This window comes from Nocardia anocheti, assembly GCF_029675105.1.
Lineage (GTDB): Bacteria > Actinomycetota > Actinomycetes > Mycobacteriales > Mycobacteriaceae > Nocardia.
Map to the genome: position 1 here is coordinate 80,932 of NZ_JAQQFV010000010.1, position 16,043 is coordinate 96,974.

Here is a 16,043-nt window from a genome sequence, read left to right on the forward strand (position 1 = left end):
TTCCTGATACCCCTCGATCATTTCTACGGTGACGTCAGGCGGTGGCCTCCGATCCAACCGTCGCGGTTGCACCGCGCTGCTATCTGCCGACGAAGACCGCCGACGCCACGTCGATCTTGGCTATGACCATCTTTCAGACGGTCCGGTTCCCACTGTTCAGGTAGCGTCCGGTAACCCCGACTGGAACACGGGATAGCGGACGTTATCTGAAACGCTTGACCACCTGAGATGCCCACGACTACGCGCCGAGCATGCGATCGGTCCTGGGTGCAGGTCCTTCCGCCTCGTCGTGTGCATGTGTTACCGGCGAGTTGCAAAGACGCATCGACGGCCGGGTACTACACTCGACCTGTGGATACGCCAGAGGATGCCCCGATATCTGTTACGAAAACCGTATATACGGTAACGGATTTCTTGGAATGGAAGCGGCAGGGCGTACTGAACCTTCGTCCATACTTTCAAAGGGGGGATGTATGGACACCTAAAGCTAAGAGCTACCTAATTGATACGCTTATACGCGGATATCCAGTACCCGTTATTTATCTACAGAATAAACATGATCGAAAAGCGATCAAAAACGTTCGTCAAGTTGTTGACGGGCAGCAACGACTGAGAACAATCCTAGCCTATATTTCACCAGATGTCTTGGAAGATAAGACCGAAAGGGACAGCTTCTCTATACTGCCCTCGCATAACAAGAATTTCGCTGGCATGTCATTTCGAGAGTTGCCCGATCATGTACAGCAGACGATTGCCGATACAGAACTATCGGTGCATGTTCTGCCAGCGACTCTTTCCGATAGGCATTTGCTCCAGCTGTTCGCGCGACTCAACAGTACCGGCGAAAGATTAAATGATCAAGAACTTAGAAATGCCGAATACCACGGCGAGCTCAAGACTTTAGCCTATAGGCTGTCCTATGACCAGCTCGATAGATGGCAAGAATGGGGGATCTTCACTCCGCGAAGCCTGGCTCAAATGCGAGACGTCGAGCTGACTAGCGAGCTTATGCTTCTGACATTGACTGGCATACAATCAAAAAATAGATCCTCGATTGATGCCCTCTACAAAAGGTACGACGATGAATTCCCCTTCGCTTCGGAAACTGTCGAACGAGTATCCAGAGGGCTAGATCAAGTGGACGAGATCTATAGAAGTATGGCCACAAATCCATATCTGAAAAGACTGCAAACACAGTCATGGATATATGCCTTGTTTGCGGCGTGCGATCTTTCTTATGCGCGGAATACAATACTCTCCCCAACTAAAGCAACTGCCGAAATTCTCGACCTGACAATGCCTTTCTCGGCTCTCGTTCAGAAATCGCATCGGTTACTGGATAGGCTAATCGAAGGCGATCTGCCAGAGCAATTAGCGAAAGCTCTGCGCGGAGCATCCTCGGACACCGCGAGCAGGCTGGCGCGGGTGCAGTTCCTGCTGCAGATGTGAGGAGTGCTTCATGGAGGAGCCCAGCGCCGAGACGCTCTTTACTAGATTTTCTCGACAAGTAAAGCAACTCGATAATTTAGCAGTCCAAGCGACCGAGCAGCGTCGAAAAGGCAATCTCTCACAACTAAGCTCGGATGCGCTGTATACGTCAGGTCTACTCTCGTTGCATATCAGATTTGAACTCTTTCTCGAAGATCTTTTCTACTCATGCATCACAGGCAAAAGCGGCCTCGACGACTGTGCGCCAGAACTGACTTTCTCAAGTCGAGAGCAGGCCAGCAATCTGCTATTCGGCAATCTTAATTACGTCACATGGATGCCATACGGAGAGGTGGAGAGGATATCGAAGAGAACCTTTTCCGATGGGGCTCCGTTTTCTCGCTTACGTAGGCATGCTGACGAGAAGAGCTTCTTGGAAGAACTCACATTGGTTCGGAATGCGGTTGCCCATCAAAGCGCTCCTTCTCTCAAGAAGATCGAAAACCTAACAAGTCCAATGCGGGCTCGCCGGCGCAATCCAGCTGGATATCTTCAGTACACCGTTCAAGGTGACACGCATTTTCGTCGATACTGTTCATCCATCTTGATAATCGCGTCAGCTCTAACTCGGCCTAACATTGGTGCAGCAAAGCGTGTTCTTTCGCCGGAAGCGGCGTATAACAAAAACGACGAGGTTACGAAGGGCTGTTATCAGTGCATAAATTGCGCTGGAACGAAGAATCTACGTACTAAGATCGGAAGGCTGGGAGACTGCAGTAAGTGCAAGAAGAGTGGTGCAAGGACAAAAACAGGGTGGAGACGGGTGTATTAGTAACGTTTGGAGCTTGTTGATGAGCTATCGCCTCTCGACTCCTCGTTCTCGCACTGCCTTCCACACGCTCCCCTTAGCCTTACCAATCTGCCGTGCAATCGCGTTCATTGACTGCCCCTCCCCGTAAAGCCGTACTGCCCAGTCGATCTCCTCATTCGTCATCGGCTGGTACCGCATCTCAACCCCGTGCTCGGACAGGATCTTCAGCAGTCCGCCCTTGGACAGTTGGTGGATCTCGCACAGCTTGCCGGTCGAGGTGCCGCTGCGATAGGCGCGTACCAACTCAGCGACGGTCTCGGTGGACAGCCGCCGATCCAGCTGCCTTGGCTGTACCGCGTTGGTATCCGCTTTCCCGATCTGGCGAGTCGTTGCAGCATCCACCTTGGCGATGACCGTCTTCAGCCAATCCGGTTCGCGCTGTTTCAGGTAACGTCCGGTAACCCCGACCATGCAAGAATCCCCTCCGACCTGCGTCGGAGGGGATTTTGCTGTCACTGGACCAATCGGAGCTTGGGACCAATTTGGGACCGTTTCGGCGCTCTCAGGTGCGCGGAGAGCATGTCGCCGTCGGCCTGCAACGCCACGATGTCCGGATGCAGATACCGCTGCGTTATCCGAGGGTCCGTGTGCCCGGCGATCTGCTGTAGCCGATGGATCGGCACCCCTGCGTCGGCGAACCAGGTGAGTCCGGTGTGCCGGAGGTCGTGCCGCCGCAGGTGCTCGTAGCCGAGTGCGGCAACGACGGAATCCCAGTGCGTTGCTTTGCGAAGTACGCCGGTTTGGATCTTGCCGCCGCGCGGCCCGACAAACAGACGAGCCTCCGGCTTGTCTTTGCGCGCCTGAATCCGATCGAGCAGCATCGGCCGAATCTCCTCGATGATCGGAACACGGCGTGCGCGCTTGCCTTTCGTGCCCTTGTCGAGCATTCCGCCCGGTCCTGGTGAGGTCTGGCGCCGCAGGTTCCAGATCCATTGCTCGGTGTCGATGTCCTTGACGCGGACGCCGGACACTTCGCCGATGCGGGAGGCGGTGCAGGCCGCGAAGGTCACCACGTCGCCCCAGCCCTGGAACTGGTCAGACGAGGCAGCCACGAGCGCGGCCGACAGTTGCGTCAGCGCCGCCCAGTCCGGTAGGGCGAGCGATCGGGGGTCGTCCAGCTCGTCCTCGATCCGCTCGTATTGGGATTGCCAGCCGGAGATTTCGACACGGTTCCGCTCGATCACTTCGTCACGCACTGCCTGATCGAGTACCCGCGCGAGTACGGCAAGGCTGTTCTTGACAGCCGACCGGCTGACACCCTTGGCGATCCAGTTCGTCACCGCACGATCGGCCATACCGGCGGTCACCATCGTGACCGGAAGGTGGCCGAGTGAAGGCACCACGCGCCGGTTCCACGCCGGTTTGTAGGCGTCACCGACGGTTTTCAGTTCGACGCCGCGCATGGCGGCCTTCCAATGGGTGTCGCCGAAATCCTTGAGGGTTGCCGTCGCGGTCTTGGGATCGACGCCACGCGCCGCGGCTTTCATGATCTGTTCAATCCAGCTCTCGGCCTCATCGCGGGTAGCGAACGACTCGGACTTCGACCGGCGTTCTTTCGTCGCGGGGTCTGTCCAGCGCACGCGCGCTCGAAAGCGGCTGGTCTTCCCGCGCTCTTCGATGTCGGCTCGGATCTCGACACCGAGCGGGATGGTGTGAATGGGTTCGGTTGCCATCACGCCGCCCGAGGATCGACGCGACTGGCACGCAGGTACTCGATGATGTCCGCACCGAGATAGCGCGTCACGCGGCCAGCCAGGTGGAAGAACGGCGGTCCCTGTGGAGGCGTGGCGCTGCGCCAGCGCCGCAGACTGGACGGGTCGACCTCGAGCACCGCTCGCTGTGGAAGCCGCGATGGGAGCTACCCGTCAGCAGTTGCTGGACGTAGTCGACTTCTTGTGCCGGAATCTGCCGTGGGCGACGGCGCAGGGGGCGGAGAGGTAGCAGTGCCGGTGTTGACAGATGTTCCGGAGTCGTTTCAAGGTGCACCGAGGAGGTCTGTTACGGCATTCCAGATAAGGTCCGAGTACTTCGAGACTTGGATCCGGTCGGCTCCTCGATCAACAGCTCGCTTGATTTGCCAATTCGGGGAATTGCGGAGCGCACCATAACAGTCGGACGAAGTCCGCGTCGAGCTGCTCTCCCTCGGGGATACCGATGGATCGAAGCAGTTCGAGTGACATGAACCAGCGCTGCTCGCTGGGCCGAGGCCCCGCCGACCACGACCACGATGCAGCGGGGCTTCAGTGCTCGATGGGCCCTAGCCCGCACGTCGCTCTCGGGGCCTCGAGACGACACCGTGCCAGTCCGTTCGCGGGACTGTGTTGGTTTGCACAGGTCGTTGACGAGACGGTCGAGTTTGTCCTGTGAGCGGGAGATCAGCGCGACCGAGAACCCTTCGCGCCCGCAGCGGCGGGCTGTGGCCAGGCCGAGCCCGGGGCCCGCGCCGATGATCGCGATCGTTGTCATGGTCGTCCTTGCGGAGGCGGCGCGGCTCAGCGCAGGTTGGTCTGGAAGAACGTGGTCAGCTTGTCGAAGGGGATGAGTTCGGTGCGGTCGTAGAGGTCGACATGTCCGGCGCCGGGGACGACGACCAGTTCCTTGCGGTCGCCCGCGAGGCGGTATGCCTCTTCGCTGAACTCGCGGGAGTGGGCGTTCTCGCCGGTGACGAACAGCATCGGGCGTGGGGAGATGGTCTCGATGTCGTTGAACGGGTAGAAGTTCATGAACTTGGTGTTGCTGGACGAAGTCGGGTGGGTGGTGGTGTCAGCGGTGGCGCCTTCAGGAGTGACCGCGCCGCGCTGGGTGCGGTAGAAGTCGTAGAACTCGCGTTCGACGGGGGTCGAGTCGGCGGTCAGTTCGGGCACGGTGCCGCCGGTGTATTCGACTGGCCCGCCACGGAATTCGACGTCGCGCTGGGCGGCGGCCTGAGCGATGATCTGCTGCCGCTGCTCCGGGGTGACCGAGTGCCCCAGCCCGTTCCGGTTGGCCGCGCCCATGTCGTACATGCTGACTGTGGCGACGGCTTTGATGCGCGGGTCGATCTTGGCCGCGGAGATGACGAAGCTGCCGCTGCCGCAGATGCCGAGGGCCCCGACGCGTTCGGGGTCGACGGTGTCGCGGGTGCGCAGGTAGTCGACTCCGGCGTTGAAGGTTTCGGTGTAGATGTCGGGGGCTACGGCGTTGCGGGGGTTGCCGTCGCTGCCGCCCCAGAAGGCGGTGTCGAGTGCGAGGGTGACGAAGCCTTGTTCGGCCATCTTGGTGGCGTAGAGGTTGGCGGATTGTTCCTTGACCGCGCCCATCGGATGCCCGACGACCATCGCGGCGGCGCGGGTGCCGGGGGCGAGGTTGTTGGGGACGAACAGGGTGCCGGTGACTTCCATCTGGTACTGGTTCTTGAAGGTGACCGGCGTGGCGGTGATCTGGTCGCTGGTGTAGAAGTTGTCCGCGCCGCGAGACAGGTCGCCGGGCGCCAACCCCGCGATCGGAGCGGGGGCGCTGCCGAGGTGGTGGTATCGGCGCCGGAGCAGGCCGAGGCCGCCAGCAGGGCCAGGGTTGCGATCGCGGTGCCGGTGAGACGGGTCCAGCGGTGGGGATGTCGAGGCAGTGCCGTGGTGGTCATGGTGGTGCTCCTGGAGCGAATCGATCGGGGAGGGGGAGTGCGGGTCAGAGGGTGAGCAGGGTTTTGATGGCGCGGCGTTCGTCCATTGCCCGGTAGCCTTCGGCGGCTTGGTCCAGCGGCAGGGTGAGGTCGAAGACCTTGCCGGGGTCGATGTCGCGGTTCCAGATGCGGTCGATGAGCTCGGGCAGGAACCGGCGCACCGGTGCCGGACCGCCGAGGAGATGGACTTCGGCGAAGAGCAGCTGGTCGGCGGGCAGGGTGACGCCGTTGTGAGCGACGCCGACGTAGCCGACATAGCCGCCGGGGCGGGTGGAGTTGATGGCCTGCATCATCGATTCCTGGGTCCCGACGGCCTCGATGACGCCGTGGGCGCCGAGCCCGTCGGTGAGGTCCTTGATCGCGGCGACGCCTTCCTCACCGCGGGTCTCGACGTTGTCGGTGGCTCCGAATTCCCGGGCGAGGGTTTGACGGTCGGCGTGGCGGGACATGGCGATGATGCGTTCGGCACCGAGTTGTTTCGCCGCGAGCACACCCATGAGCCCGACCGCGCCGTCGCCGACGACGGCGATGGTCTTGCCGGGTCCGGCCGCTGCGGCGTCGGCGGCGAACCAGCCGGTGCCGAGCACGTCGGAGGCCGCCAGCAGCGACGGGATCAGGTCGGACTCCGGCATGGCGGGGGGTGGTGACGAGGGTGCCGTCGGCATAGGGGATGCGGGCAAGTTCGGATTGGGTGCCGATGGCTCCGGCGACGAACGAGCCGTGTACGCAGCGGGATTGGAATCCTGCGCGGCAGATCTCGCAGGTGTTGTCGGAGATGCAGAACGAGCCGACGACGAAGTCGCCGACCTTCAGGGTACGTACGTCGCCGCCGACTTCCTCGACGACGCCGACGTATTCGTGGCCCATGAGGGTGTGGTCGACCGGTTCGATGCCCCGGTAGGGCCACAGGTCCGAGCCGCAGATACAGGTGGCGGTGAGCCGGATGATCGCGTCGGTGGGTTCGATGATCTTCGGGTCCTCGCGGTCGACGACGCGCACGTCGCCGGGGGCGTACATGACTACTCCACGCATGGAATCGTGTCCTTTCGGTGGGTTTCGAGGGGTGTCAGCGGGCGGTGTAGCCGCCGTCGACGGGCAGGGCGACGCCGATGACGTAGGAAGCGCCAGGGCTGCATAGCCACAGCACGGCGGCGGCCATTTCCTCGGCGGTGCCCAAACGGCCGATGGGTTCGTCGGCGGCGGCTTCGGCGGGATCGAGGTCGCCGGAGTCGAACATCTTGGTGACCATCGGGGTTTCGATGGTGCCGGGGCAGATGGCGTTGATCCGGATCCCGCGTGGCGCGTATTCCAGTGCGGCCGAACGGGTCAGGCCGATGACGCCGTGTTTGGCGCCGTGGTAGGCCGCGCGGCCGGGCAGCCCGACCAGTCCGCCGAGCGACGAGCAGTTGACGATCGCGCCGGAGCCCTGGGTGCGCATCTGGGCGAGTTCGTGTTTCATGCATGCCCACACCCCGCGCAGATTGATGCCGGTGACCCGGTCGAACACTTCGCCCGGTTCGTCGGCGGCGTCCACGGTCGGCGACTGGATACCGGCATTGTTGTAGGCGAGGTCCAAGCGCCCGAACTCGGTGACGGTCGTGGCAACGGCAGCCGCGACTTGGTCTTCGTCGGCGACGTCGCAGCGCACGGTCAGGACCTGGTGTCCTGCGTCGCGTAGCCCGGCCCCGGCGGTTTCGAGGGCATCGTCATCGACGTCGGTCAGGGTGACTGCGGCTCCGGCGCGGGCGAAGGCGGTGGCGGTGGCCAGGCCCATGCCGGAGGCGGCGCCGGTGACGAAGGCGACCTGTCCGGTGAAGTCGTAGGTGGGATTCACAGGGGTCCTTTCATAGCGGGTGGTCAGGCGGCGGTGATGATGAGGGTGCTGGCGTTCTCGGTGGTGATCGCGTCGAGGCCGGACTCGATTTCGCCGATCATCACGATCCCGGGGGAGGGGACGCGGAAGCCGTCTTCGAGGTAGTAGAGGGCCAGGTCGTGGCTGGGAGCCCAGTAGCCGAGCTGTCCTGCCCGGTAACCGGATCGGCCCTGGCCTCCGGCGAGCTCGCGCGGCAGCGTGCCTGCTTTCTCTCGGCCGCCGAGGTCGTGGACATCGAGGGTCAGCGGCAAGAGCGTGGCGAAGTCGTGGGCGGTGGCGTTGTCGTAGAGGCGGGCGGTGGCTTCGGCGGTGCCGAGCGTGAGTTGGATCTGCATGAAGGTGGCCTCCTGTGCCGGTGACGCGGTTGCCTGCTCTTCGGTGGAGGTGAGCGGCGCCGGTGCTGGTGGGGTGGCGGTGCACGCCGTGACCGTCGCGGCCGCGGTGAGAGTGGTCAGCGCGATCAGGGTGGTGAGTGCTCGCATGTGAGGTCTCCTGTCGGTACTGGTCGAGCTGGCCATGGCTCAGCTCACCCCGGTCAGGACGCGTTGGGGCTGCTGGCCGGGTCGCGTCGGTGTGTCGTCGCCCGTGCGGTGGCGGGCGCGGGTGCTGGCGAGGACCGCGACCGGGATCAGGGCCGTGACGGTGAGCGCGGCGCCCAGCACGGCGGGGCCGGAGAGACCGAGCGCGGTGGACAGCGTGGTCGCGGCCAGGGCGGACCCGGCCGCGGTGCCGAGGTTGAACGCCGCGGTCGCCAGGGAGGACGCCAGCCGCGAACCCTCACCGGCGAAACGCATGGTCTGCGCGATCAAGACCGGGTTCGCGCCCAGCCCGGAGGCACCGAGTACGACGACAACGGCGACGACGATCGTGGAATGGCTGGCGGTGGCGGCGAGCACGAGCAGCAGGATCGAGGTGATCGTGATCGCGACCGTGATGGTGCCCAGCGGCCAACGGTCACCCACACGCCCGCCGAGCGCGGTCCCGCCCAGCGGGCCGAGCCCGAACCCGACCAGCACCAACGGAACCGCCGCGGTGGAAATCCCGGCCAGGTCGGTCAGCAACGGGCTGATGAAGCTGTAGGCACCCAGGAACCCGGCCTGCGCCAGCGTGATCGCAGCCAGCACCGCCCACACCCGCCACGGCCGCACGGTGGCGATCTCGGCGCGCACCGACACTGGATTCTCGTCGTTGCCGAACGAGCGCGGAGTGCACCGCAGCACGGCGGCGACAGCGGGCACCGCGAGGGCGGCCAGGATCCAGAACGGGCCACGCCAGCCGGTGAACTGTCCGGCGAAGGTGCCCAGCGGCACTCCGGCGACCACGGCCATGCTCAACCCGCCCGACATCACGGCCAGAGCCCGAGCGCTCGAGCCCGGTCCGGCGACCGCCGCCGCGACCACCGCACCGGTCGCCCAGAACGTGCCGGTCGCCAAGGCGGTGATCACCCGCGAGACCGTGATGACGGTGAACGAATCACTGAGCGCGGCCACGAGATGCCCGGCAGCGAAGATCACCACCGCACCGACCAGGGTGCCTCGCGCGGGCAGCCGCAACGTGGCCAGCGCCATCACCGGCGGCCCGAGAATCATGCCGACCGCGAAGGCGGTCACCAGCAGTCCGGCGCGGGCGATGTCCACACCGAGGTCGGCGGCTACGTCGGGCAGTAGCCCGGCGATCATGAACTCGGTCGTGCCCATCAGGAAGATCCCGGCAGCCAGCACATACACCAGTACCGGCAGCCGTGATCCGGGTGCGGCCAGGTCGATGCGCGACGTGTTCATCTCACCTCGTCGATGTCGAAGAATGGGGAACGGAGCTAGCGGCTCCGCAACCCATGCAACGCCTCCGACCGCGGTGGTGGGAGGTGAGGATCAGGGGGGTGCTGCCAGCACCCCCCTGAAAGAACCTGGCAAACACGCAGGCAGGCGGCTTAGCCTCGAACCATGGAGTCGAGCAACCGAGCCGCCGAGATCGGCCAGTTCCTGGCCTCACGCCGCGCCAAGATCACCCCCGACCAGGTCGGGCTGCCGGTCTTCGACGCCGCCAAACGCCGCGTCCCGGGCCTGCGCCGCCAAGAGGTCGCCACCCTGGCCGGGCTCTCGGTCGACTACTACACCCAGATCGAACGCGGCAAAGTCAACACCGTCTCCGAATCGGTCATCGATGCCATCGCCCGCGCCCTCGAACTCGACGACGCCGAACGCTCACACCTGTTCGACCTGCACCGTAATGCCCTGATCAGCCCGCAACGCCGTCCGCGCCGATTCGCCAAGGCGGTCCGGCCGGGCGTGCAAGCTTTGCTCGACAGCTACCACGGGCCCGCGTTCGTGCGCAACGCCCGCCACGACCTCGTCGCGGCCAACCGGCTCGGCTACGCCTTCTACAGCCCCCTCTACCCTGACCCCCTCGCACCCGAGGTCACCAAACCGGTCAACTTCGTCCGGTTCTGCTTCCTGGACCCTCGCGCCCTCGACTTCTACCCCGACTGGGACCAGATGGCCGACGGCGCGGTCAACCTGCTGCGCACCGACGCCGGACGCGATCCCTACGACCGTGGCATCTCCGACCTGGTCGGCGAACTGTCCACCCGCAGCGAGGAATTCCGTACCCGCTGGGCCAAACACAATGTGCGCCTGCACTACACCGGCATCAAGAACTTTCACCACCCCGTCGTCGGCGACCTCACCATCGCCTACGAGACGATGCCATTACCCGCCGACCCCGGCCTGGTGGTCAACTTCTACACCGTGGAACCCGCCACCCCCTCCGCGGATGCGATGGCCTTGCTCGGCACCTGGGCCGCCACCAACATCCACCCACCGGCGCAGCCCGCGCGTGCCGTCGACGCGGGTGAGTAGAGATCCGATTCCGACACGACCGCTGGCGAGGCAGACGCCGCCCGCGCGGCCCTCTTGCGCCAGATCCGCGCACCCATTCCCTGTGATCCGCCGACGAAAGGAAGCAGTCATGACCGAGGAGCGCAGCAACGGCTGGACCGGCGGGCAACGCGCATGCGGTGACTTCGCGCCCGGCCTGGCCCACTACACCGACAAGGTCCTGTTCGACGAGCCGTCCGCAGCAACGGTCTCACTGAGACCGAACTGAAAGAAGCGATCACCCATCTGGCCTTCTACACCGGCTGGCCTGACGGGATGAGCGCGATGACCGCGGCCAGACAGGTCTTCGACCACTGGAGAACACGCTACCCACGAACAACAGAAGCGGGAGACATCGTGAGCGACAACGAATTCGACCAGATCTTCGCCCTCGGAGAACCCAACGACGCCTACGCGCGGTACTTCATCGGACAGAGCTACAACGCACCACTGACCGGCGGCAGCGTTCCCGTCGCCAACATCACCTTCGAGCCCGGCTGAGCCCGTCACCGACGAGGTCTACGGCGAGCTGCCGAAGAAGAACGGAGACAACGCATGACCATCCTGACCGAGTCCTACACGCTGTCCAACGGTGTCGAGATCCCGAAGCTGGGCCTGGGCACCTGGTTCATCGACGACGACAAAGCCGCCGACGCGGTCGTCGCGGCGATCGAGATCGGCTACCGCAACATCGACACCGCGCAGGCCTATGGCAACGAGCGCGGCGTCGGCGACGGAATCCGTGGCAGCGGCATCGCGCGCGGGGACTTGTTCGTGTCCACCAAGCTCGCCGCCGAGATCAAGGACTACGACCGCGCGGTCGCCGCGATCGACACCTCGCTGGAAACGCTGGGCCTGGACCACATCGATCTCATGCTGATCCACAGCCCCCAGCCGTGGCGCGATTTCCGTGGCGGGGACTACGCCGAGGGCAACCGCGAGGCCTGGCACGCGCTCGAAAACGCCTACACCACAGGAAAGCTCCGCTCGATCGGCGTCTCCAACTTCGAACAGCACGACCTCGACAACATCCTCACCGTCGCCACGATCGCCCCGCAGGTGAACCAGCTGCTCGTCCATGCGGGTAACACCCCGACCGAGCTGATCACCTACTGCCAGGACAACAACGTTCTCGTCGAGGCGTACTCACCCATCGCCCACGGGGAAATCCTGAACAATCCCGACGTTGCGGCGATGGCCGACCGGTACGGGGTCAGCGTTCCGCAGCTGTGTATCCGATACACCCTGCAATTGGGAACGGTCTCACTTCCCAAGACCGCCAACCCCGATCACATGCGCAGCAATGCCCAACTCGACTTCGAGATCACCGACGACGACATGGACGCACTTCGCCATCTGCGTGCCCGCGACTACGGCGAGCACAGTGTCTTCCCCGTCTACAGCGGCAAGTGATGCGTTCTCGGCGAATACCTCACGCCGACAACGGATATCGCGAAATGTCGACGACATCGGAAACTCGCTCACATCAAAGCTGGGGGGACGAACGTCCGTCCCGAGCTTGCGTCAGTCGAAACCCTTCAGCGCTCGCTGATCAGCAGTGATCGGGCAGCATTTGCTGGGCTGGTCGGTGTCCTGGGCGCAGGCGGTGAGCGCGAGGGCGGTGGTGAGGGCGAGAACGGCGGCAGCGGTGCGGGTGCGGGCACGGCCGGGAGAAGCAGGCGATCAGGATCCGTCCGGGCTCCGGCATCGTGGCCGGAAGAGTGGGGGCGCGGGATTGTGGTGCTGGGTCTATCGCGCGTGTGCAGCCGGTCAGGATCAGCGCCGCTGCGGTGGCCAGGCCGGTGAGCACCTCGCCGCGAGCGGGCATCGAAGCAGCGGCCATGAGTTGGTTCTCCTTCTCGAACCGAGCCGGGCCGCCGCCCCGCACGGGTGCGCCGCCACCAACATCACGACAGGGGACCCGTGAAAACCGCCAACGTGCTCGATGGTCAACGACGGACGGTGTCTATCAGTCCGGTCAGCCCCAGCTGGTGCGGTGCCCCAGGCTGACCGGCCCCGACGACCGGTCCCATGTTCGAGGTGCCCTACCACTCACAAGGGAACCCTCGGTGACGAAAAGGCCGTCACTGCTCTCGGATTCATGGAACGCGCGCGAGCGTTCTTCGCCGTTCACGGCATCGTCTTGCTCGAGCGGATCGTGACCGACAACGGCTCCTGCTACCGCGCTGCCGACTCCGCGCGGGCGTCACCAACGTCATGGCCTCATACACCTGGCTTCACCTCGGTGTAGGCATAGCCACTGGAAGTGTTCAGCCTTCGGTTCTCTGTGATGAGTTCTGTCGCGCGGATTCAAGTTTGCGAGCGACCTTCTCGGTGATCGCGTCGTCGCGGCCCAATGCTTGCTCGCAGTCGGAAAATGTTCGGTTGAGCAGTTCGATCGCCTCATCGACCCGCTTCTGTGCCAGGTAGGCGACGGCGAGATTGAAGCGGGATACCAGAGTCATCAGGTGACAGGGCCCGAGGACCTGTAGTCGATCGCGCAGGTTCTGTTCGAACAGCCGGACCGCATCGACAATCCGGTCCGCGGATTGATAGGTGCTGGCAAGATTGTTCCCCACCCGTAGGGTTGTGAGGTGCTCAAAGCCGAGGTGGTTCATACAGTGGGTGCGGGTGCGTTCGAACAGCTCGATCGCCTGATGCGTCTGGCCAATGTCTCGGTAGGCGCGCGCGAGGTTGTTTCCGGCCTCGAGGGTCTCGGAATGGCCTGTGCCGAGGACCGATTCACGATTGCGGAAAGTCTGTTCGAACAGTTCGACGGCTTCAGTCAGGCGTCCCACGGACGCGTATGCGCTCGCGAGGTTGTTCGCGGCGGAGAACGTGTTGGGATGCTGGTCGCCCAGGATGTGCTCGCAGTCGCGGCGAACCTGCTCGAACAGCGTGATCGCCTCGTTGCTGCGCCCGGTCTCGAGGTAGGCGTGGGCCAAACTACTGCGGGTCGAGAGCGTATTCGGGTGTCGGCGGCCCAGGATTCGCTCGCTGTCGGCAAGAGCTCGCTCGAACAGTGTGATCGCGTCGGGTACGCGCCCGATGGTTCGGTAGACGCGGGCGATGCTACTGCGCGTGGACAGTGCGTCGGGATGGTCTCGGCCGAGGGTTTGCTCGCGGTAGGTGAGTGTGCGTTCGAACAGTTCGACAGCGTCGTGTGGTCGTCCGATGGTTTCGTAGACATAGGCGAGGTTGTGGCGGGAGTCGAGAGTATCGGCGTGTCGGGCGCCCAGGACTCGCTCTCGAGCGGCCACGGTGCGTTCGAGTAGCACGAGCGCTTCGTTCGCGCGCCCGGCGGCGCGGTAGGAGCGGGCGACCCTGTCGCGTGCGGTGAGGGTGTCGGGATGGTCGTCACCCAGGATTCTCTCGCGGATATCGAGGGCACGTTCGAGGTGGTCCAGGGCAGGGGCGTTCAACCCCTGTCCGTGCAGGAAGATCCCCGCGTGGAGGTCGAGAGCGGCGGCGATCACGGTGGACTCGTGCGGGCAACTGCGGGTGTGGTCGGAGAGGATTTCGATGTGGGGGAGCAGGGCGCGCCAGTCCTGCCAGCTCGCGGGATCTTGGTGGTCGGGCAAGGCTGTATGCAGTGCGGCCATGGCACGATTTCGGGCCCGCTCGATCGCGGCAGGTTCGCGGTGCGGGTCGGTGGGGTCGGCGGTGCGGGTGACCGCCTGGACGAGACGGTGAACCGAGATAGAACGGGTCGTCAGATCCGGAGTGATCATGCTGTAGGCGGCGAGTACACCGAGTGCGTTGTCGAGCATCGGCGCATGGGCCAGATTCTGCAGAAGCAGATAGGGAACAGCGTCCGGGCCGTACCAAGCCAGAACACGGAGAAGCTCGGCCGCAGCTGGCTCGATGGCCGTGACGCGATCGAGGGTGACGCGCCAAACCCGGGCGATGGTTCGTGCCGAGTCTCCGTCGACTGCCGTCTGCGCGTATGTGTCGGCGGGATGGTCGACGAGCATCTGGAGGTAGGTGCGCGGGGTGGCAAACGGGCTTTGTTGCAGATACGCGCCCGACTGTTCGATCGCGAGTGGAAGATGCCCGAGTTCTGCGCACAGTTCGACTGACCCGTCCTCGTTCCGGGGGCCAGCCGAAGTCATGAGACCGATCAGTAACCGCAGCGATTCGCTCGGATGCAGGACTTCCAGCGGCAGCAGGGCGGTTCCTGGCTGCCACCCGGTCGACCTGCGGCTGGTGACTATGATCCGGCCCCCGGTGCCGACTCTGGCGAGCACATCGCCGATGTCGTTGAGGTTTTCGGCGTTGTCGAGGACCAGCAGCCATTGGGAGTGGGTGGCGAGCCACTGCATTCCACGCTCCGCCAGTTGGTCGATCTCCAGGACCGCAGCCAGTATCGGCTGCAGCCTGATAGCGAAATCCGCCAGCCCTTGCCGAATCTCGCCAGCACTGCTTGCTGTGATCCATACCGCTGGCGAGTATTTGTGAGCACGGGTGGCCGCCCACTGAGCGACGAGCGTGCTCTTTCCTATCCCACCGATCCCGTGCACGACGAGGTACCCGCCGGATGGAGTGTCTGGGTCGAGCTGGCCGAGTTCGGCATCGCGGCCGACGAACAGGCCTGGGCGCAGTGGGACATTGTCAATTCCTCGCGGGGTATCAACCTCTGCGAGAAGGACTTCCGGCGACAGTTCCACGATATGGGCGGTGGCGTTGTCGCCGGTTTGTATCAGTTGCGCATTCCCGCCTACTGCGACCGAGCGTGCGCCCTGGGCGGTGACCCCGCTGTGAGAGGGAGCACTCGCGGGGATTTTCGCAATGTTCGTCCGGTTCTGAATAGGTTCAGGATCTGTCACGAGCGGACGTCTCCGGTGGTGATGTTGCCGTGGACGTTTCCGGCGACTGCCGCGGATCGATTCCCAGAGGCTGTCGCACTGCCAGGTCGGGTTGTTGGTGCGGGCTGCGCAGAACCGGCGGTTGGCTGTGGCGGCACGCTGAGGGCGCCGGTGTCACCGGTGGTGATGTTGCCGCGGACGCTCCCGGCGACGGCGACAGAGCGTTCGCCGGTCGCGGTGGCATCGGTACCGGACTCGCTGTTCTGGCGCTTGTAAAGCCAGAGCCACGCGAGGAACTGGGCGAAGGTCAGTGCGGCGACGACGAGCCACTGCCACCAGGGTGCGTCACTGCCAGTGGCGTAGTTGATGGCTACAGCCAGGGCAGTGGTGATGATCGCTGACGCGGCGGTGGGGGCGATGACGCGGGTCAGGACTGAGTTGGTCGTGCTCATATCGATGTGCCTCTTACCGTGGGGATATGGCGGCCTATGGGGCGAATACCGGTGTGTAGAGAAGGCTATCGAAGTCGGGG

At 64.0% G+C, this 16,043-nt stretch carries 15 protein-coding genes and 2 pseudogenes; 6 read left to right on the top strand and 11 right to left on the bottom strand.

What is annotated here, in order from left to right:
* Positions 1 to 351 precede the first annotated feature (351 nt).
* Positions 352 to 1,449: a DUF262 domain-containing protein gene (locus QC180_RS25060; protein WP_278265268.1), complete on the top strand. Its 1,098-nt coding sequence runs from the start codon at positions 352 to 354 to the stop codon at positions 1,447 to 1,449.
* A gap of 835 nt (positions 1,450 to 2,284) precedes the next feature.
* Here the strand turns inward: QC180_RS25060 and QC180_RS25065 are convergent.
* The 9 genes and pseudogenes from QC180_RS25065 to QC180_RS25105 all read right to left on the bottom strand — a co-directional run bounded on the left by QC180_RS25065 (position 2,285) and on the right by QC180_RS25105 (position 9,611).
* Positions 2,285 to 2,710, bottom strand: a complete 426-nt coding sequence (locus tag QC180_RS25065; RefSeq protein ID WP_278265269.1) for a helix-turn-helix domain-containing protein — start codon at positions 2,708 to 2,710, stop codon at positions 2,285 to 2,287.
* Between the two features lie 41 nt (positions 2,711 to 2,751).
* Positions 2,752 to 3,972 (bottom strand): tyrosine-type recombinase/integrase, encoded by a 1,221-nt coding sequence (locus QC180_RS25070; RefSeq protein ID WP_278265270.1) that lies wholly within the window; start codon positions 3,970 to 3,972, stop codon positions 2,752 to 2,754.
* Positions 3,972 to 4,130, bottom strand: a complete 159-nt coding sequence (locus QC180_RS25075; RefSeq protein WP_278265271.1) for a DNA-binding protein — start codon at positions 4,128 to 4,130, stop codon at positions 3,972 to 3,974. The genes QC180_RS25070 and QC180_RS25075 overlap by 1 nt, the downstream gene beginning before the upstream one ends.
* 167 nt (positions 4,131 to 4,297) lie before the next feature.
* Positions 4,298 to 4,765, bottom strand: coding sequence for an SDR family NAD(P)-dependent oxidoreductase (locus QC180_RS25080; protein WP_278265272.1), 468 nt, complete (start codon positions 4,763 to 4,765; stop codon positions 4,298 to 4,300).
* A 26-nt stretch (positions 4,766 to 4,791) separates the two neighbouring features.
* Positions 4,792 to 5,772: an alpha/beta hydrolase gene (locus QC180_RS25085; RefSeq protein WP_278265273.1), complete on the bottom strand. Its 981-nt coding sequence runs from the start codon at positions 5,770 to 5,772 to the stop codon at positions 4,792 to 4,794.
* Between the two features lie 190 nt (positions 5,773 to 5,962).
* Positions 5,963 to 6,989, bottom strand: a pseudogene (locus QC180_RS25090) (zinc-dependent alcohol dehydrogenase family protein).
* Between the two features lie 34 nt (positions 6,990 to 7,023).
* The gene (locus QC180_RS25095; RefSeq protein ID WP_278265274.1) at positions 7,024 to 7,791 is read right to left on the bottom strand and encodes an SDR family oxidoreductase; all 768 of its coding nucleotides are present in this window, start codon (positions 7,789 to 7,791) and stop codon (positions 7,024 to 7,026) included.
* 23 nt (positions 7,792 to 7,814) lie between these two features.
* Positions 7,815 to 8,312: a cyclophilin-like fold protein gene (locus QC180_RS25100; protein WP_278265275.1), complete on the bottom strand. Its 498-nt coding sequence runs from the start codon at positions 8,310 to 8,312 to the stop codon at positions 7,815 to 7,817.
* 39 nt (positions 8,313 to 8,351) lie between these two features.
* Positions 8,352 to 9,611: an MFS transporter gene (locus tag QC180_RS25105; protein ID WP_278265276.1), complete on the bottom strand. Its 1,260-nt coding sequence runs from the start codon at positions 9,609 to 9,611 to the stop codon at positions 8,352 to 8,354.
* Positions 9,612 to 9,773: 162 nt separating this feature from the next.
* Here QC180_RS25105 and QC180_RS25110 point away from each other — a divergent pair, with 162 nt between their 5' ends.
* The 5 genes and pseudogenes from QC180_RS25110 to QC180_RS25130 all read left to right on the top strand — a co-directional run.
* The gene (locus QC180_RS25110) at positions 9,774 to 10,688 is read left to right on the top strand and encodes a helix-turn-helix transcriptional regulator (RefSeq protein WP_278265277.1); all 915 of its coding nucleotides are present in this window, start codon (positions 9,774 to 9,776) and stop codon (positions 10,686 to 10,688) included.
* Positions 10,689 to 10,797: 109 nt separating this feature from the next.
* Positions 10,798 to 10,935: a hypothetical protein gene (locus QC180_RS25115; protein WP_278265278.1), complete on the top strand. Its 138-nt coding sequence runs from the start codon at positions 10,798 to 10,800 to the stop codon at positions 10,933 to 10,935.
* Positions 10,936 to 11,063: 128 nt separating this feature from the next.
* Complete coding sequence (locus QC180_RS25120; RefSeq protein ID WP_278265279.1) at positions 11,064 to 11,207, top strand: hypothetical protein; 144 nt, start codon at positions 11,064 to 11,066, stop codon at positions 11,205 to 11,207.
* A gap of 54 nt (positions 11,208 to 11,261) precedes the next feature.
* The gene (locus QC180_RS25125) at positions 11,262 to 12,119 is read left to right on the top strand and encodes an aldo/keto reductase (protein WP_278265280.1); all 858 of its coding nucleotides are present in this window, start codon (positions 11,262 to 11,264) and stop codon (positions 12,117 to 12,119) included.
* A 652-nt stretch (positions 12,120 to 12,771) separates the two neighbouring features.
* Positions 12,772 to 12,897 (top strand): annotated as a pseudogene (locus QC180_RS25130) (IS481 family transposase); the annotation flags it as partial.
* Between the two features lie 79 nt (positions 12,898 to 12,976).
* On the opposite strand, the gene QC180_RS25135 reads toward QC180_RS25130, so the two are convergent.
* Together QC180_RS25135 and QC180_RS25140 are read right to left on the bottom strand one after the other, a co-directional pair.
* A complete protein-coding gene (locus QC180_RS25135; protein WP_278265281.1) occupies positions 12,977 to 15,532 on the bottom strand; it encodes a tetratricopeptide repeat protein in 2,556 nt (851 codons plus the stop codon).
* A complete protein-coding gene (locus QC180_RS25140; protein ID WP_278265282.1) occupies positions 15,529 to 15,963 on the bottom strand; it encodes a hypothetical protein in 435 nt (144 codons plus the stop codon). The genes QC180_RS25135 and QC180_RS25140 overlap by 4 nt, the downstream gene beginning before the upstream one ends.
* Positions 15,964 to 16,043 lie beyond the last annotated feature (80 nt).